The sequence below is a fragment of the Streptomyces sp. NPDC045678 genome (genome assembly GCF_056432085.1).
This window is the reverse complement of the sequence record NZ_JBWKJS010000001.1, coordinates 635,589-652,344: the sequence shown is the minus strand read 5'-3', so window position 1 is coordinate 652,344 and position 16,756 is coordinate 635,589. Positions and strand designations below refer to the sequence as shown.

19 protein-coding genes are annotated in these 16,756 nt (G+C 70.5%); 11 read left to right on the top strand and 8 right to left on the bottom strand.

Annotated elements, in window-relative coordinates; all coding sequences use genetic code 11:
* The first annotated feature begins 143 nt into the window (after positions 1-143).
* From AC07DO_RS02830 to AC07DO_RS02815, 4 genes are all read left to right on the top strand, one after another.
* Entirely contained in the window at positions 144-1,559 is a 1,416-nt protein-coding gene (locus AC07DO_RS02830) for an MFS transporter (protein ID WP_479056542.1), read from the top strand.
* A 61-nt stretch (positions 1,560-1,620) separates the two neighbouring features.
* Positions 1,621-3,051, top strand: coding sequence for an MFS transporter (locus tag AC07DO_RS02825; protein ID WP_479056541.1), 1,431 nt, complete (start codon positions 1,621-1,623; stop codon positions 3,049-3,051).
* An 82-nt stretch (positions 3,052-3,133) separates the two neighbouring features.
* A complete protein-coding gene (locus AC07DO_RS02820) occupies positions 3,134-4,150 on the top strand; it encodes an aldo/keto reductase (protein ID WP_479056540.1) in 1,017 nt (338 codons plus the stop codon).
* Between the two features lie 23 nt (positions 4,151-4,173).
* Positions 4,174-4,761, top strand: coding sequence for a TetR/AcrR family transcriptional regulator (locus AC07DO_RS02815; RefSeq protein WP_479056539.1), 588 nt, complete (start codon positions 4,174-4,176; stop codon positions 4,759-4,761).
* A gap of 7 nt (positions 4,762-4,768) precedes the next feature.
* Here AC07DO_RS02815 and AC07DO_RS02810 read toward each other — a convergent pair whose 3' ends face one another.
* Positions 4,769-6,079, bottom strand: coding sequence for an NAD(P)-binding domain-containing protein (locus AC07DO_RS02810; RefSeq protein WP_479056538.1), 1,311 nt, complete (start codon positions 6,077-6,079; stop codon positions 4,769-4,771).
* A 145-nt stretch (positions 6,080-6,224) separates the two neighbouring features.
* Here AC07DO_RS02810 and AC07DO_RS02805 point away from each other — a divergent pair, with 145 nt between their 5' ends.
* Positions 6,225-6,599: an ArsR/SmtB family transcription factor gene (locus AC07DO_RS02805; RefSeq protein ID WP_479056536.1), complete on the top strand. Its 375-nt coding sequence runs from the start codon at positions 6,225-6,227 to the stop codon at positions 6,597-6,599.
* Positions 6,596-7,135 carry an N-acetyltransferase family protein gene (locus tag AC07DO_RS02800; protein ID WP_479056535.1) on the top strand — a complete coding sequence of 180 codons (540 nt, stop codon included), beginning with the start codon at positions 6,596-6,598 and terminating at the stop codon, positions 7,133-7,135. The genes AC07DO_RS02805 and AC07DO_RS02800 overlap by 4 nt, the downstream gene beginning before the upstream one ends.
* Here AC07DO_RS02800 and arsB read toward each other — a convergent pair.
* Both arsB and AC07DO_RS02790 read right to left on the bottom strand, forming a co-directional pair.
* Positions 7,122-8,213 (bottom strand): ACR3 family arsenite efflux transporter, encoded by a 1,092-nt coding sequence (gene arsB, locus AC07DO_RS02795; RefSeq protein WP_479056534.1) that lies wholly within the window; start codon positions 8,211-8,213, stop codon positions 7,122-7,124. The genes AC07DO_RS02800 and arsB overlap by 14 nt on opposite strands.
* Positions 8,213-8,524 carry an ArsR/SmtB family transcription factor gene (locus AC07DO_RS02790; RefSeq protein WP_479056532.1) on the bottom strand — a complete coding sequence of 104 codons (312 nt, stop codon included), beginning with the start codon at positions 8,522-8,524 and terminating at the stop codon, positions 8,213-8,215. The genes arsB and AC07DO_RS02790 overlap by 1 nt, the downstream gene beginning before the upstream one ends.
* A 107-nt stretch (positions 8,525-8,631) precedes the next feature.
* Between AC07DO_RS02790 and AC07DO_RS02785 the strand changes: the two genes are divergently transcribed.
* The gene (locus tag AC07DO_RS02785; protein WP_479056531.1) at positions 8,632-9,114 is read left to right on the top strand and encodes an arsenate reductase ArsC; all 483 of its coding nucleotides are present in this window, start codon (positions 8,632-8,634) and stop codon (positions 9,112-9,114) included.
* Here AC07DO_RS02785 and AC07DO_RS02780 read toward each other — a convergent pair.
* From AC07DO_RS02780 to AC07DO_RS02770, 3 genes are all read right to left on the bottom strand, one after another.
* Positions 9,026-9,688, bottom strand: coding sequence for a class I SAM-dependent DNA methyltransferase (locus AC07DO_RS02780; protein WP_479056530.1), 663 nt, complete (start codon positions 9,686-9,688; stop codon positions 9,026-9,028). The two genes, AC07DO_RS02785 and AC07DO_RS02780, sit on opposite strands and share 89 nt — an antisense overlap.
* Positions 9,689-9,887: 199 nt before the next feature.
* Complete coding sequence (locus tag AC07DO_RS02775; protein ID WP_479056529.1) at positions 9,888-10,103, bottom strand: hypothetical protein; 216 nt, start codon at positions 10,101-10,103, stop codon at positions 9,888-9,890.
* Positions 10,104-10,180: 77 nt separating this feature from the next.
* The gene (locus AC07DO_RS02770) at positions 10,181-11,563 is read right to left on the bottom strand and encodes a glycine--tRNA ligase (protein ID WP_479056527.1); all 1,383 of its coding nucleotides are present in this window, start codon (positions 11,561-11,563) and stop codon (positions 10,181-10,183) included.
* A gap of 174 nt (positions 11,564-11,737) precedes the next feature.
* Between AC07DO_RS02770 and AC07DO_RS02765 the strand changes: the two genes are divergently transcribed.
* The 4 genes from AC07DO_RS02765 (at position 11,738) to AC07DO_RS02750 (ending at position 14,912) form a co-directional block, all read left to right on the top strand.
* Positions 11,738-12,721 carry a metal ABC transporter substrate-binding protein gene (locus AC07DO_RS02765; RefSeq protein WP_479056526.1) on the top strand — a complete coding sequence of 328 codons (984 nt, stop codon included), beginning with the start codon at positions 11,738-11,740 and terminating at the stop codon, positions 12,719-12,721.
* 31 nt (positions 12,722-12,752) lie between these two features.
* Positions 12,753-13,535 (top strand): metal ABC transporter ATP-binding protein, encoded by a 783-nt coding sequence (locus tag AC07DO_RS02760; protein ID WP_479056525.1) that lies wholly within the window; start codon positions 12,753-12,755, stop codon positions 13,533-13,535.
* A gap of 13 nt (positions 13,536-13,548) precedes the next feature.
* On the top strand, positions 13,549-14,439 hold the full coding sequence (locus AC07DO_RS02755) for a metal ABC transporter permease (protein WP_150167540.1): 891 nt from the start codon (positions 13,549-13,551) through the stop codon (positions 14,437-14,439).
* A 71-nt stretch (positions 14,440-14,510) separates the two neighbouring features.
* A complete protein-coding gene (locus AC07DO_RS02750; protein WP_479056524.1) occupies positions 14,511-14,912 on the top strand; it encodes a Fur family transcriptional regulator in 402 nt (133 codons plus the stop codon).
* 88 nt (positions 14,913-15,000) lie between these two features.
* Here the strand turns inward: AC07DO_RS02750 and AC07DO_RS02745 are convergent, their stop codons facing one another.
* Both AC07DO_RS02745 and recO read right to left on the bottom strand, forming a co-directional pair.
* Positions 15,001-15,822, bottom strand: coding sequence for an isoprenyl transferase (locus AC07DO_RS02745; protein ID WP_479056523.1), 822 nt, complete (start codon positions 15,820-15,822; stop codon positions 15,001-15,003).
* A gap of 24 nt (positions 15,823-15,846) precedes the next feature.
* Positions 15,847-16,599 (bottom strand): DNA repair protein RecO, encoded by a 753-nt coding sequence (recO, locus tag AC07DO_RS02740; RefSeq protein WP_356262239.1) that lies wholly within the window; start codon positions 16,597-16,599, stop codon positions 15,847-15,849.
* Between the last annotated feature and the right edge of the window lie 157 nt (positions 16,600-16,756).

Genomic DNA, 16,756 nt, shown 5'->3' with positions numbered 1-16,756 from the left:
GATGCGCCCGGACTGCCCGGCGTACCCGATGTAATAGTCACCGTTTAAGACTGACCCATACCGCAGCCTGTTTCCAGGTACGCCTGCTACCAGGATAAGGAGACTCTGGTACCCCCCTGCGGAACCGGATCACTCTCTTACCCGTGACTTCCACGGCCCCTCCCCTCGCCCCCGCCCGCTCCGCATCGCCCCTCACCGCCCTCGGCCTGCTCACCCTCCTCCTCGGCGCCTCTCTCTCCAGCATCGACTTCTTCATCGTCAACGTCGCCCTGCCCAGCATCGAGCGCGACCTGCACGCCTCCCCCGCCACGCTGGAGATGGTCGTGGCGGGGTACGCGGTGGCGTACGCCGTGCTGCTCGTGCTCGGCGGCCGGCTCGGCGACACGTACGGACGCAGGAAGCTCTTCCTGTGGGGCGTCGCCGCCTTCGGCGTGACCTCGCTGGCCTGCGGGCTGGCGCCCGGCGCGTGGTGGCTGGTCGGGGCGCGGGTGGCGCAGGGGGCCGCGTCCGCACTGATGCTGCCGCAGGTCCTCGGCACGCTGCACGCGACGACGCGGGGCGAGCGCCGGGCGCGGGCCGTCGCCCTGTACGGCGCGGTGAGCGGCATCGCGGGCCTGCTCGGCCAGGCACTCGGCGGCGCGCTCGTCGCCGCCGACCCGGTCGGCACCGGCTGGCGGGCGGTTTTCCTCGTCAACGTGCCGGTCGCGGCCGCGGCCCTGCTCGTCGGGGCGCGCGCGGTGCCCGACAGCCGCGCCGAGCGGCCCGCGCGGGGCGATGTCCTCGGCACCGTCCTGTTCGCCGGCGCGCTGACCGCGCTCCTGCTGCCGCTGACGGAGGGGCGCACGACGGGCTGGCCGCCGTGGTCCGTGCTCCTGCTGGTCGCGGCGCCGCTGCTCGGCTGGGCGTTCGGTGCGGTGGAGGGCCGCGCCGAACGTACCGGCGGCAGCCCGCTGCTGCCCCCGTCACTGCTGCGCGAGCCCGCCGTACGCAGGAGCCTGGTCCTGGGCCTGCCGATCTTCGTCGGTTTCAGCGGCTTCATGTTCGGTTTCGCGATCGTCCTCCAACAGGGCTTGCGTTACGGGGCGTTGAAGGCGGGCCTGACCGTGATCCCGATGGGGCTGACGCAGATTCCGGCGTCCATGCTGGTGCCGTGGCTGGTGCGGCGCTGGGGGACGCGAGCGATGACGCGCGCGGCTCTGGTGCACGCCGGGGGCCTGATGGTGCTGGCCCTGCCGGTGCTGTGGTCCTCCCTGAGTCCGCTCGCTCTCGCCCCCGGGCTGCTCCTGTGCGGCCTCGGGCAGGGCGCCCAGCTGGCCCTGTACTACCGGATCGCGCTCTCGGCCGTACCCGCCGCGCGGGCGGGCGCGGGCAGCGGTCTCGCCGCGACCGTGCAGCAGTCGTGCCTGGCCCTGGGCGTGGCGACGGTCGGCTCGCTCTTCCTGTCGCTGGTGCCGGACCTGGGCATGCGGGACGCGTTCGTGTGCGCGCTGGGGGTGCAGATGGCGGGGCTGGCCGGGCTGGCGGGGCTGAGTCTGCGGCTGCCGCGGGGGATGGCCTGAGCGGGGCGCTCACGGTAGTTCGGTCCGCCGACGAGCCGCCGCACCGCACTACCGTCGAAAGATGCCCGATGAACTCAACCACCGCCGGCGGATGCTCGTCCTCGCGATCTGCTGTACGAGCCTCCTGATCGTCACCCTCGACAACACGGTCCTGAACGTCGCGCTGCCCACCCTCCAGCGGGAGTTCGACACGAGCGTCTCGGGCATGCAGTGGACGGTCGACGCGTACACGCTCGTCCTCGCCTCGCTCCTCATGCTCGCGGGGTCGACCGCCGACCGGATCGGCCGCCGCAAGATCTTCGTGGCGGGGCTGGTGATCTTCACGCTCGGCTCGGCCCTCTGCTCGCTCGCCTCCAGCCTCGAACTCCTCGTCGTTTTCCGCATGGTGCAGGCCGTCGGCGGCTCGATGCTCAACCCGGTCGCGATGTCGATCATCACCAACACATTCACCGACCCGCGCGAACGGGCCCGCGCGATCGGCGTCTGGGGCGGCGTATCGGGCATCTCGCTCGCGGCGGGCCCGCTGGTCGGCGGGGTACTGGTGGACTCCGTCGGCTGGCGCTCGATCTTCCTGGTCAACCTGCCGGTGGGCCTCGCGGCGCTCGTCCTCACCCTCCGCCACGTCCCCGAGTCCCGCGCCCCGAAGCCGCGCCGCGCGGACCCGGTGGGGCAGCTCCTCGTGATCGTGCTGCTCGGCGCGCTGACGTACGCGATCATCGAGGCGCCGCGGGCCGGCTGGACGTCCCCGCTGATCCTGTCCTTTGCGGGAGTGGCCGCGCTGGGCCTCGCCGGACTGCTGCGGTACGAGCCGCGCCGCGCCGAGCCCCTGATCGAGCTGCGCTTCTTCCGCTCGGCGCCGTTCAGCGGGGCGACGGTCATCGCGGTCTGCGCCTTCGCCGCACTCAGCGGTTTCCTCTTCCTCTCGACGCTCCACCTCCAGGACGTCCTGGGCCTCGACGCGCTGCACGCCGGCCTGTGGATGCTGCCGATCGCGGCGATGGCCCTGATCTGCGGGCCGCTGTCGGGCCGTCTGGTGGGCGGCCGGGGACCGCGGATCCCGCTGCTGATCGCGGGCGTGACGATGACGGCGTCGGGTGTCCTGTTCGCCGCGTTCGACGCGGCGGCGTCCGACAGCACGCGCCTGACCGGTTACGTCCTCTTCGGCGTGGGCTTCGGCTTCGTGAACGCGCCGATCACCAACACGGCGGTCTCCGGGATGCCGCGCGCCCGGGCGGGCGTGGCCGCGGCGGTCGCCTCCACCAGCCGCCAGGTGGGCACGACGCTCGGCGTGGCGGTGATCGGAGCGGTGCTGGCGTCGGGCGTGACGTCCTCCTCGTACGCGAAGGAGTTCACGGCGGCGAGCCGCCCCGGCTGGTGGATCATCGCGGGCTGCGGTCTCGCCGTGCTGGTCCTGGGGGTGGTGACGAGTGGGCGGTGGGCGCGGGAGACGGCGACGAGGACGGCGGAACGACTGACGACCTGGAACGGCTGAGCACCCCCACTAGGGCCTGACAACTGACAGATATCAGATAACAGATATTGAATTCTGTCATTCGCCATGTCATGGTGGGGGCATGCGTACTCTCACTCTCGGAAACACCGGCCCCCGGACCTCCGCCCTCGGCCTCGGCTGCATGGGCATGTCCGCGCTCTACGGAGAGGCGGACCGCACGGAGTCGATCGCGACGATCCACGCCGCCCTCGATGCGGGCGTCACACTCCTCGACACCGGCGACTTCTACGCGATGGGGCACAACGAAATGCTGATCGGCGAAGCGCTGCGCTCCGCCCCGGCCGCCCGCCGCGAACAGGCCCTGACCAGCGTGAAGTTCGGCGCACTGCGCGACCCGGACGGTGGCTGGTCGGGTTACGACGGCCGCCCGTCCGCGGTCAAGAACTTCGCCGCGTACTCCCTCCAGCGCCTCGGCGTCGACCACATCGACGTCTACCGCATCGCCCGCGTCGACCCGGACGTACCGGTCGAGGAGACCGTGGGCGCCATCGCGGAACTGGTCGAGAAGGGGTACGTGCGGCACATCGGCCTCTCCGAGGTCGGCGCGGGCACGATTCGCCGGGCAGCGGCCACGGCCCCGATCTCCGACCTCCAGATCGAGTACTCCCTCATCTCGCGCGGCATCGAGGCGGAGATCCTGCCGACGGTCGCGGAGCTGGGCATCGGCGTGACGGCGTACGGGGTGCTGTCCCGCGGCCTGATCTCCGGCCACTTCACCCGCGACCGCAAGCTGGCCGCGAACGACTTCCGGTCGATGAGCCCCCGCTTCCAGGGCGAGAACCTCGACCGCAACCTCGACCTGGTCGAGGCGCTGCGGAAGATCGCCGACCAGAAGGGCGTGAGCGTCGCGCAGACCGCGATCGCCTGGGTGCTCGCGCAGGGCACACGGCGCGGGGCGTCGATCGTGCCGCTGGTGGGCGCCCGTACGCGCGCCCGCCTCGACGAGGCGCTCGGCGCCCTGGACGTCACGCTCGACCCCGCCGACCTGGCCGCGATCGAGGAGGCCGTCCCCGCGGGCGCGGCAGCCGGGGCCCGCTACCCGGACTCCCAGATGGCACACCTCGACAGCGAGCACTGATCGCCCCCGGGTACGGTCTAGCCATGGCAGCAACCGCGGCTCCTCTGACCCCCGAGCGCATCCTCGAAGCGACCGAGGAGGTGCTGCGCAGGCACGGCGCGGCCAAGGCCACGGTGGTCGACGTGGCCCGCGCCCTCGGGGTGAGCCACGGCACGGTGTACCGCCACTTCCGCACGAAGGCGGAGCTGCGCGGCGCGGTGACGCGGCGCTGGCTGGACCGTACGTCGCAGACGCTCTCCGCCATCGTCACCGGCACGGAACCCCCCGAGACGAAGCTCCGCGACTGGCTCGCAGGCCTCTTCAACGCGAAGCAGCACAAGGCGGGCGACGACCCCGAGCTCTTCGCCACGTACTCGGTCCTGGTCGAGGAGAACAGCGACGTGGTGGACGCGCACATCGCGGACCTCACGTCGCAACTGACGGCGATCGTGCAAGAGGGCGCGGACGCGGGCGACTTCACGTCCCCCGACCCCGCCCTCTCGGCCCGAGCGGTCTTCGACGCCACGTCCCGCTTCCACGACCCGTGCTACGCGTCCCACTGGTCCCGCCCGGGCATCGAGGACGCGTTCACGGCGGTCCTCGACCTCACCCTGCGCGGCCTGCGGACCTGATGCGGGGTCAGCAGCAACCGGCGTCTTCCGGGACGGTTGCGGTGGTGTCGAAGAGACCGGCGCCGCCGCAGACGCCGGTTTCCGGGAGGGTGAGTTCCACGCGGTCGGCGGAGTCCGCGTCCCCGGCGATGGCGGCGACGACCGAGCGGACCTGCTCGTAACCGGTCATGGCGAGGAAGGTGGGGGCGCGGCCGTAGGACTTCATGCCGACCAGGTGGACGCCCTGTTCGGGGTGGGCCAGTTCGCGGTGCCCGTGCGGGTGGACGGTGCCGCAGGAGTGCTGGTTGGGGTCGATCAGCGGGGCCAGCTCCACCGGGGCCTGAAGACGCTCGTCGAGGCCCAGGCGGAGTTCGGAGAGGAAGGACAGGTCGGGGCGGAAGCCGGTGAGCACGATGACCTCGTCGACCGGGTCGAGGCAGCGGCCGTCCTCGGCGACCAGGACCGGGCGGCCGTTCGCGTCCCGCTCGACCGCGACGGTGCGGAAGCCGGTCACCGCGTCGGCGTACCCGCCGTCGACGGCGGCCTTCGCGGCCAGGCCGAGCGCGCCGCGGGCCGGCAGCTGGTCGGCCGCGCCGCCGCCGAACGTGGAGCCGGAGATGCCGCGCCGCAGGATCCACACGCCCTTGGTGCCCGCGCCGTCGTCGGCGGTGGCGAGGTCGGCCAGGTGGGCGAGGGCGGTGAACGCGGAGGCGCCGGAACCGATGACGGCGGTGCGCCTGCCCGCGTAACGGGCGCGTGTGGCGGCGTCGGTGAGGTCGGGGACGCGGTAGGTGATCCGCCCGGCGGCGGCCTTCTCTCCGAGGGCGGGCAGACCGCTCGCGCCCGCGGGGGACGGGGTGGCCCAGGTTCCGGAGGCGTCGATCACGGCGCGGGCGAGAATCCGCTCTTCGCGGCCGTCGGCCCGGGCGACGTGGACGACGAAGGGCTGGGCCTCGCGGTCGGCGTCGACGATGCGGTCACGGCCGGAGCGTGAGACACCGGTGACCGTGGCGTTCGTGCGGACCTTGTCGCCGAGGGCGTCGGCGAGCGGCTGGAGGTAGCTCTTCGCCCAGTCTCCGCCGGAGGGGTACGTGGCCGGGTCGGGGCGGGTCCAGCCGGTCGGCGCGAGGAGCTTCTCGGCTGCCGGGTCGACGACCTCGCCCCAGGGGGAGAAGAGCCGCACGTGCGCCCACTCACGCACGGCCGCGCCGGCCCGCGGTCCCGCCTCCAGGACGAGCGGCTCGATGCCCTGAGCGACGAGGTGGGAAGCGGCTGCCAGACCGATGGGGCCGGCCCCGATCACGACGACGGGCAGTTCGGAGGTGGCAGGCGCGTTCACGGCGACTCCTCGCTTGTTTCGACAGACGTCGATGGCTTGAGCGGCCAGCATCACACTTGGTTCGACAGGCGTCAATATAGGCAACTATCTAATCAAGGAGTTCAGTGCCCCGCCGGGCTACTTCGACATGTGTCAACATAGACATATGCCGAATGGGAAGGTCCTACCGATCCTCGAATCCGCCGCCGACCAGGGCACGGCACCGTGCTGCCCGCCACTGACCGAGCGCCCCCTCTCGGTCGAGGAGGCGGAGACCGCGGCCCGCATGTTCAGGGCGCTCGGCGATCCGGTGCGGCTGCGCCTCTTCTCGCTCGTCGCCTCGCACGAGGGCGGGGAAGCCTGCGTCTGCGACATCTCCGACGTCGGGGTCTCCCAGCCGACCGTCTCCCACCACCTCAAGAAGCTGAAGGACGCCGGGCTGCTCACCTCCGAGCGGCGCGGCACCTGGGTCTATTACCGCGTGGAGCCGTCCGTACTGGCCGCCATGGGCCGGCTGTTGACCTTGCGTCCGGCGGCATGAACCCGGCGGACGCGGAGCGGCGGGACGCGGCCGGTGCCGGTGCCGGTGCCGCGATCGTGCCGCTGACGGCCGAGCACGCCGAGCAGGTTCTCGCGATCTACGCGGCCGGGATCGAGGAGGGCGACGCCACCTTCGAGACCAGTGCCCCCACGTGGGAGGCGTTCGACGCCGGGAAGCTGCCCGCGCATCGCTTCGTGGCCCTGGGCGCCGACGGCACGGTGCTGGGGTGGATCGCGGCGGCGAGAACGTCCGACCGGCGCGCGTACGCCGGAGTCGTCGAGCACTCCGTCTACGTACACGCGGAGGCTCGCGGCCGAGGCATCGCGGCCGCGCTGCTGAAGGCCCTCATCGACTCCACCGAGGCGGCCGGGATCTGGACCGTTCAGTCCGGCATCTTCCCCGAGAACACCGCCAGCCTGGCCCTCCACGAGCGCGCGGGGTTCCGCGTTCTGGGCATCCGCGAGCGCATCGCCAAGCAGCACGGCCGTTGGCGGGACGTCGTGCTCGTCGAGCGCCGCAGCCTCACCGTCGACTGAAGCGGGCGCGCCAGGCAAGCGCCACGTACACCAGGCCGATCAGGACGGGTACTTCGATGAGCGGACCGACGACGCCCGACAGCGCCTGCCCGCTCGTGACGCCGAAGGTGGCGATGGCGACCGCGATGGCCAGCTCGAAGTTGTTGCCCGCCGCGGTGAACGCGAGGGTGGCGGTGCGGTCGTAGGCGAGGCCGAGGCTCTTGCCGAGCAGGAAGGTCCCGAAGAACATGACGGCGAAGTAGACCAGGAGCGGCAGCGCGATCCGGACCACGTCGACGGGCTGCGAAGTGATCGTCCTGCCTTGCAGGGCGAAGAGGACGACGATCGCGAACAGCAGGCCGTACAGGGCCCATGGGCCGATCCTCGGCAGGAAGTCGGCCTCGTAGCGCTCGCGGCCGAGCCTCTGCTCGCCGACGCGGCGGGTGAGGAATCCGGCGAGGAGCGGGACGCCGAGGAAGATGACGACGTTCAGCGCGATCTTCCCCATGGAGACGTCGAGCTTCTCGCCTTCGCCCAGGCCTAGCCAGGCCGGCAGCAGGTCGAGGTAGAACCAGGCGAGCAGGCCGAACGCGACGACCTGGAAGACCGAGTTGAGGGCGACCAGGACGGCGGCGGCCTCACGGTCGCCGCAGGCGAGGTCGTTCCAGATGATGACCATGGCGATGCAGCGGGCGAGGCCGACGATGATCAGGCCGGTGCGGTACTCGGGCAGGTCGGGCAGGAAGATCCACGCGAGTGCGAACATGACCGCCGGGCCGACGAGCCAGTTGACGACCAGCGAGGAGGCCATCAGCCTGCGGTCGCCGGTGACGTTGTCGAACTTGTCGTAGCGGACCTTGGCCAGCACCGGGTACATCATGACCAGCAGACCTAGGGCGATCGGCAGGGAGACCCCGCCGATCTCGACCTTGGCGAGGACGTCGTTCAGGCCCGGGATCAGGCGGCCGAGCCCGAGGCCGACGCCCATGGCGATGAGGATCCACACCGCGAGGAAGCGGTCGAGGGTGGAGAGCTTCGCGACGATCGAGGCGTCACCGGACACGTCGGCCGCAGGAGTTCCGGGGTCGGTCGCGGTCATCAGCAGGCCCGCTTCCGGCCGGTCTCCGCGGTCGTCCGCGCGGCCGCGGCCAGCTCGGTGAACTGGCCCGCCAGGGCGGCGATGACGTCCGGTTTGAGGCGGTAGTACGTGAACCGGCCGCATGGCTCGGTCTCCACGACTCCAGCTTCGCGCAGCACCTTGAGGTGGTTGGAGAGGTTGGTCTGACGGGCCCCGGTCTCCTCCACCAGGTGCGTGGTGCACAGCGTCTCGCGGGCGAGCAGGGTCACGATGTGGAGCCTGAGCGGGTCGGCGAGCACCCGGATCAGATCAGTGTCGACTGACGTCATCATGGGCTGATATTGTCACATCACCCTGAGCTGATACCAGCCACCGCTGATTCGTCAAGGGGTTCCGACCGTTCGCCGACCCGCTTGGCCACTCGCGAAGGAAGAGCCCCATGACCGCGCCCCCGTCCGCGCCGCTCGCGTCCGTTCTGTTCGTCTGCGTCCACAATGCGGGCCGCTCGCAGATGGCCGCCGGATTCCTCGCCCACCTCGCGGGCGACCGCGTCGAGGTCCGCTCCGCCGGATCGGTCCCCGGCGACCGGGTCAACCCGGCCGCCGTCGCGGCGATGGAGGAAGTCGGCATCGACATCTCCGCCGCCACTCCCAAGATCCTCACCACCGAGGCCGTGCGCGCCTCCGACTACGTGATCACCATGGGCTGCGGCGACGCCTGCCCGGTCTTCCCCGGCAAGACCTACCTCGACTGGGCCCTCGACGACCCCGCCGGCCGAGGCGTCGAAGCCGTCCGGCCGATCCGCGACGAGATCAGGACCAGGATCGAAACCCTCATCGCCGAGATCGCCGCATCAGCAGGTTCCCCCGGCGGAACCGCTCCCCCTCCCCCGGCTCCCTCAGCATCCGGCCCAACTCGGTGAAGCCCGCCTCCCGGGCCAGGGACGCCAGGTCGTCGACCGGCCAGCGGTAGGCCGTGGCCACCTTGTGGTCGAACGGGGTGACCGGGTCGCCCTCCGACTCGAAGAAGCCGAGCAGGAGGTGGCCGCCGGGGGCGAGGACCCGGTGGAACTCCGCGAAGTACGGCGGCAGTTCCTGCGGCGGGGCGTGGATCACCGAGTACCACGACACGATGCCGGAGAGGGCGCCGTCCGGCAGGTCCGACTCGTCCATCGAGCCGACCTCGAAGCGGAGGTCCGGGTACGCCGCACGCGCCAGGTCGATCATCGCCGGGGAGAGGTCGATCCCGAACGCGTCCAGGCCCAGGTCCCCAAGGAGTGCCGTCACCGGGCCCGGGCCGCAGCCGAACTCCGCGACGGTTCCCCCGCCTTCGGCCCTGACCCGATCGGCGAACGCGGCGATCCACGCGTGGTCCAGCGAGGGGGCTCGAAGGTCGTCGCGGGGCAGGCCCGCGTACACCGTGGCGATGGAGTCGTAGGCGTCTGCTGTCGCAGTCAGGTAGGCGGGAGAGGTGGCGGAGGTGGGAGATTCAGTCACACCGGCGGACCCTAGAGGGTGCCACTGACAACCGTGCCTACAGCCCCTCCTCCGTCAGCCTGTGCTCCACGTACTCGATCACCGTGCCGTCCCGGTGGCAATCCGCTGCTCAACTCACCGCAGCCGCAGCCGCAGCCGCAGCCGCAGGACACCACGATCCTCGTCATGACGCCCATGACATCTATGACGCCCATGACGCCTATGAAGGCGGAGCCGATGGGTCCACCGTCGCCTGGTGCTCCAGCGTCAGGTGTTCCTCGGCCTTGAGCCACGGCAGGAACTGCGCCTTCCTGCGCCACCCGCAGGTCCCACAGCTCAACTGCCGCTGCACGCCCGCCTTCTGGACCTCGACGACGTGCTCGCGTCCGTGCTGGTCCCATCGTCTGACCCTGCTCGTGGTCGTGGGGGTAGGCATGCGCTCAGTGTGCACGGAAGCCCCCGGTTCCATAACCCGGAACCGGGGGCTTCCCCAAGCCACTGTCAGTCGACGCGTCAGCAGCCCACGAGACGCGTCGCGAGGTAACCCTCGATCTGGTCGAGAGACACGCGCTCCTGCTTCATCGTGTCGCGCTCCCGCACCGTCACCGCGTTGTCGTCCAGCGTGTCGAAGTCGACCGTCACGCAGTACGGCGTGCCGATCTCGTCCTGGCGGCGGTAGCGGCGGCCGATGGCGCCCGCGTCATCGAACTCGATGTTCCAGTTCTGGCGGAGCGCGGTCGCCAGGCCCTTGGCCTTCGGGGAGAGCTCCGGGTTCCTCGAAAGGGGAAGGACCGCGACCTTCACCGGCGCGATGCGGTGGTCGAAGCGCATGACGGTCCGCTTCTCCAGCTTGCCCTTGGCGTTGGGGGCCTCGTCCTCGATGTAGGAGTCGAGGAGGAAGGCGAGCATGGTGCGGCCGACGCCGGCCGCGGGCTCGATGACGTAGGGGGTCCAGCGCTCGCCGGCCTCCTGGTCGAAGTAGGACAGGTCCTGGCCCGACGCCTTGGAGTGCGCGGTCAGGTCGTAGTCCGTGCGGTTGGCGACGCCCTCGAGCTCGCCCCACTCGCTGCCGCCGAACTGGAAGCGGTACTCGATGTCAGCGGTGCGCTTGGAGTAGTGGGAGAGCTTCTCCTTCGGGTGCTCGTACCACCGCATGTTCTCCTCGCGCAGGCCCAGGCCGGTGTACCAGTTCCAGCGCTGCTCCATCCAGTACTCCTGCCACTTCTCGTCCTCGCCCGGCTTGACGAAGAACTCCATCTCCATCTGCTCGAACTCGCGGGTCCGGAAGATGAAGTTGCCGGGCGTGATCTCGTTGCGGAAGGACTTGCCCATCTGCGCGATGCCGAACGGCGGCTTGCGGCGCGAGGTCTGCTGGACCTGGGCGAAGTTGGTGAAGATGCCCTGCGCGGTCTCGGGGCGCAGGTAGGCGACGGAGCCGGTGTCCTGCGTGGGGCCGAGGTGCGTGGCGAGCATGCCGGAGAACTGCTTGGGCTCGGTGAACTGGCCCTTGGTGCCGCAGTTGGGGCAGTTGACGTCCGCGAGGCCGTTGGCCGGCGGGCGGTTGTGCTTGGCCTCGTAGGCCTCTTCCAGGTGGTCGGCGCGGTGGCGCTTGTGACAGGAGAGGCACTCGGTGAGCGGGTCGGAGAAGGTCGCGACGTGGCCGGAGGCCTGCCAGACCTCGCTCGCCAGGATCACCGACGAGTCGATACCGACAACGTCCTCGCGCGAGGTGACCATGTAGCGCCACCACTGGCGCTTGAGGTTCTCCTTCAGCTCGACGCCGAGCGGTCCGTAGTCCCAGGCGGCGCGCTGACCGCCGTAGATCTCACTGCAGGGGAAAACGAAGCCACGGCGCTTGCTCAGGCTGACGATGGTGTCGATCTTGTCGGCGGCCACGGTGCTCTCTTCATTATGACGGCGGGCGAAGCAAGTGCTGCCGGAGCAGCGGCTTCGGGAGCGAATGCTTCAGGTTACCGGCGGCCTTACCCCCCTAATCAAATCGGTTCCCCGCGCACCCCCTCACAGAGGCCTTGTTGACAACCGTTTCCATTTTTGTTGAAAATGAGTGTCATGAACGTACGACGCCTGATACCCACCGCCGCCCTTGCCTCCGCCACGGTCCTCGGCCTCACCGCCCTGACCGCCTGCTCCACCTCCGCCGCGGACGACAAGGACGGCAAGCTGGACGTCGTGGCGTCGTTCTACCCCATGCAGTACCTCGCGGAGCAGATCGGCGGTGACCACGTCTCCGTCACCACGCTCACCGAGCCCGGCCAGGAGCCCCACGACCTCGACGTCTCCGCCAGGCAGCGCGGCGAGCTCGAGGAGTCCGACGTCGCCCTCTACCTCAAGGGCCTTCAGCCCGCCGTCGACGACGCCATCGACCAGTCCGGCATCAAGGCCAAGATCGACGCCGCGTCGCTGACCAGCACGGAGAAGCACGGCAACGAGGTCGGCGGGCACGCCGAGGAGCACGACCACGGCGAGGACGAAGAGGGGCACGAAGGGCACGACCACGGCCACTCCCACGAAGGCGCCGACCCCCACATCTGGCTGGACCCGGTGAAGTACGCCGAGGTCGCCGAGGGTGTCGGCAAGGCCCTGGAGAAGGCCGACCCGGACCACGCGAAGACGTACAAGACGAACACCGCGGCCCTGGTGAAGAAGCTCGGCGGTCTGGACAAGTCGTTCGAGGACGGCCTGAAGAACACCGACTCCAAGGTCTTCATCACCACCCACGCCGCCTTCGGCTACCTCGCCGAGCGCTACGGCCTCACCGAGGAGGCCATCAGCGGCCTCGACCCCGAGGCCGAGCCGAGCGCGAAGCGCGTCAAGGACCTCCAGAAGATGGCGAAGGCCGACGGCGTCACCACGGTCTTCTACGAGACGCTCGTCAGCGACAAGACGGCGCAGACCCTCGCCAAGGACACCGGCCTGAAGACCGACGTGCTCGACCCCCTCGAGGGCATCACCGACGACTCCAAGGGCGACGACTACCTGCAGGTCATGGAGTCCAACCTCAAGGCCCTCCAGAAGGCCCTGGGCGCCAAGTGACCCCCTCCCAGCGGCTTTGGAGGCCGGAGCGATGAGCAACGCAACCGACAAGGGCAACGCGGTCATATCCCTGCGCAAGGTGACGGCCGAGCTCGGCTCGCGCCCCGTACTGCGCGGCATCGACCTCACCGTCGGCCGCGGCGAGGTCGTCGCCCTCCTCGGCGCCAACGGCTCCGGCAAGTCCACGGCCGTCCGCACGGTCATCGGGCAGGTCCCCGTCACCGGCGGCGACATCGAGATCTTCGGCACCCCGCGCCGCCGCTTCCGCGACTGGGCCCGCGTCGGGTACGTACCGCAGCGCACCACCGCCGCGGGCGGCGTCCCCGCCACGATCAACGAGGTCGTCGCCTCGGGGCGGCTCTCGCGTGCCCGCCTCGGGATCATGCGCAAGGCCGACCGCGAGGCCGTCGCCCGCGCCATCGACGCGGTGGGGCTCGCCGACCGCGCCAAGGACTCCGTCAACGCCCTCTCCGGCGGTCAGCACCAGCGGGTCCTCATCGCCCGCGCGCTGGCCTCCGAACCGGAGCTGCTGATCATGGACGAGCCGATGGCGGGCGTCGACCTGGCGAGCCAGGAGGTCCTCGCGACCACCCTGCGCCGGCAGGTCGCGGGCGGCGCCTCCGTCCTGCTCGTCCTGCACGAGCTCGGCCCCCTGGAGCCCCTGATCGACCGTGCCGTGGTCCTGCGCGACGGCTGCGTCCTGCACGACGGCCCGCCGCCGCGGGCGGTCGGCCAGCACGCCCTGCCCGGCCACGACCACGTCCACCCGCACACCGCCGACGCGGAGCCGGTCCGTACCGGCCTGCTCACCTGAGGACGCGAGAGTCATGGAACTCCTCAACTACGCCTTCATGCAGCGCGCGCTGCTCGCCGCCGTCCTGGTCGGTATCACCGCGCCCGCCGTCGGCATCTACCTCGTCCAGCGCCGCCAGGCCCTCATGGGCGACGGCATCGGGCACGTCGCGATGACCGGCGTCGGCCTCGGCTTCCTCCTGTCGACGTCTCCCGTGTGGATGGCGACGGCGGTCGCGATCGTCGGCGCCGTCGTCATGGAGCTGATCCGCTGGTACGGCAAGACGCGCGGCGACATCGCCCTGGCGATGCTGTTCTACGGCGGCATGGCGGGCGGCGTCATGTTCATCAACCTCGCCCCCGGCGGCTCGAACGCGAACCTCCAGTCGTACCTCTTCGGCTCGCTCTCGACGGTCTCCGAGGAGGACGTCTCGGCGATCTGTCTGCTCGCCGCCTTTGTGGTTCTCGTCACGGTCGGCCTGCGCCGCCAGCTCTTCGCGGTCAGCCAGGACGAGGAGTTCGCGCGGGTGACCGGGCTGCCGGTGCGGGCCCTGAACCTGCTCACCGCGGTCACCGCCGCGGTCACGGTCACCGTCGCGATGCGCGTCGTGGGCCTGCTCCTGGTCTCCGCGCTGATGGTGGTGCCGGTGGCCGCCGCACAGCAGCTCACCCGCAGCTTCGCGGCGACGTTCGCGGTCTCGGTGGCGATCGGCATCGCGGTGACGCTCGGCGGAACGGTGACGTCCTACTACCAGGACGTGCCGCCCGGCGCGACGATCGTGCTGCTGACCATCGGCGTCTTCATCGCCCTCACGGTCCTCGCGACGCCGCTGGCCAGGCGCAGAGCGCGGGCCGCGGCCGCCGCGGCGGCGGCCGGTGATCCCGCGGAGTGCTCGGTCCCGGCCCAGCCGGTGGCCAAGACCTGACCTGCGTCCAGGCCGACCTGGCACAATGGCCCGGCAGGCCCAGACCAGAGCGCAGACGCGAGGAGGCAACCGTGGGAGCCCCGGTTCGAGGCAGGTCGACCCGCCAGCGTGCGGCGGTGGCCGCGGCACTCGACGACGTGGACGAGTTCCGCAGTGCGCAGGAGCTGCACGACATGCTCAAGCACAAGGGCGACTCGGTCGGTCTGACCACGGTCTACCGCACCCTCCAGTCCCTGGCCGATGCCGGCGAGGTCGACGCCCTGCGCACCAGCGAGGGCGAGACGGTATACCGCCGCTGTTCGTCCGGTGATCACCACCACCACCTGGTCTGCCGCGTCTGCGGCAAGGCCGTCGAGGTGGAGGGCCCCGCGGTCGAGAAGTGGGCCGAGGCGATCGCGTCGGAGCACGGCTTCGTGAACGTGGCGCACACGGTGGAGATCTTCGGGACGTGCCAGGAGTGCGCGGACAAGTAGGCGTACGTACGTGAAGGGGCCCGCGCCGTCGTCCTGACGGTGCGGGCCCCTTCGCATACGTACTGCTCCCGTACGGGTACGGGCGTGCCTAACTGTTGGCGATCTGCTCCTCGTTGGGGATCGCCCCGCCGAAGCGGCGGTCGCGCGAGGCGTATTCGAGGCAGGCGCGCCACAGGTCGCGCCGGTCGAAGTCCGGCCACAGGACGTCCTGGAAGACCATCTCGGCGTAGGCGCTCTGCCAGAGGAGGTAGTTGGACGTGCGCTGCTCGCCGCTGGGGCGCAGGAAGAGGTCGACATCCGGCATGTCCGGGTAGTACAGGTACTTCGCGAACGTCTTCTCGTTGATCTTGGACGGGTTGAGCCGTCCCGCCTTCACGTCCTCGGCGAGGGCCTGCGCCGCGTCCGCGATCTCGGCGCGGCCGCCGTAGTTCATGCAGAAGTACAGGGTCAGCTTGTCGTTGTCCTTGGTCTGCTCCTGGGAGATCTCCAGCTCCCTGGCGACCGACTTCCACAGCTTGGGCATCCGGCCCACCCAGCGCACCCGCACGCCCAGGTCGTCCAGCTGGTCGCGGGTCTTGCGGATGAAGTCGCGGTTGAAGTTCATCAGGAACTTCACCTCGTCCGGGGACCGCTTCCAGTTCTCGGTGGAGAAGGCGTACAGCGAGATCGCGCCGACTCCCATCTCGATGCTGCCCTGCAGTACGTCGAGGACGCGCTCGGCGCCGACCTTGTGCCCCTCGGTGCGCGGCAGCCCGCGGTCCTTCGCCCAGCGTCCGTTGCCGTCCATGACGATCGCCACGTGCTGCGGGACCAGCTCGCCGGGGATCTTCGGCGGTCGCGCGCCCGAGGGGTGGGGCTCGGGCAGCTGGTACTCGCGGCGGGACCGTCCGAGGATTCCGCGTCGTGCCATGGGGTCTCTCTCCTACCTAGCTGTTCACATGCTTTTCTCTACGTACCGCAATGAGCGCAGTCCGCGCTCCAGGTGCCAGTGCAGATAGGCGGAAACGAGCCCGCTTCCCTCCCTGGCGTGCCGCGCCTCGCACGCGTCCGCCGTCTCCCAGTCGCCGGTGAGCAGCGCTCCGAGCAGCGTGAGCGTCTCCGCCGACGGCACGACGCTGCCGGGCACCCGGCAGTCGACGCAAATCGAGCCGCCCGCCGCGACCGAGAAGAAGCGGTTGGGGCCCGGCATGCCGCACTTCGCGCAGTCGGTGAAGCTCGGCGCGTAGCCGTTGACGGCGAGGGAGCGGAGCAGGAAGGCGTCCAGTACGAGGTGGGGCTCGTGCTCTCCCCGTGACAGGACGCGCAGCGCGCCGACGAGCAGCAGGTACTGCTGCACGGCGGGCTCCCCTTCGTGATCGGTGAACCGTTCCGCCGTCTCCAGCATGGCCGTGCCGGCGGTGTAGCGGGCGTAGTCGGTCACGATGCCGCCACCGTAGGGAGCGATGGTCTCACTCTGCGTGCAGAGCGGGAGCCCCCGCCCGACCAGTTCGCTCCCCCGCGCGAAGAACTGCACGTCGACGTGGGAGAACGGCTCCAGCCGGGCCCCGAACTTCGACTTGGTCCGCCGCACACCGCGCGCTACGGCGCGTACGCGGCCGTGACCGCGCGTGAGCAGGGTGATGATGCGGTCCGCTTCACCGAGCTTCTGGGTACGCAGAACGATTCCGTCATCCCTGAAGAGACTCATCGCCCACCCCCACGCTTGACCGGCTGGGGGTACGGGGGTCGTCCCCCGGGAGACAGCAGCATGATGCGGTCCGCTTCACCGAGCTTCTGGGTACGCAGAACGATTCCGTCATCCCTGAAGAGACTCATCGCCCACCCCCACGCTTGACCGGCTGGGG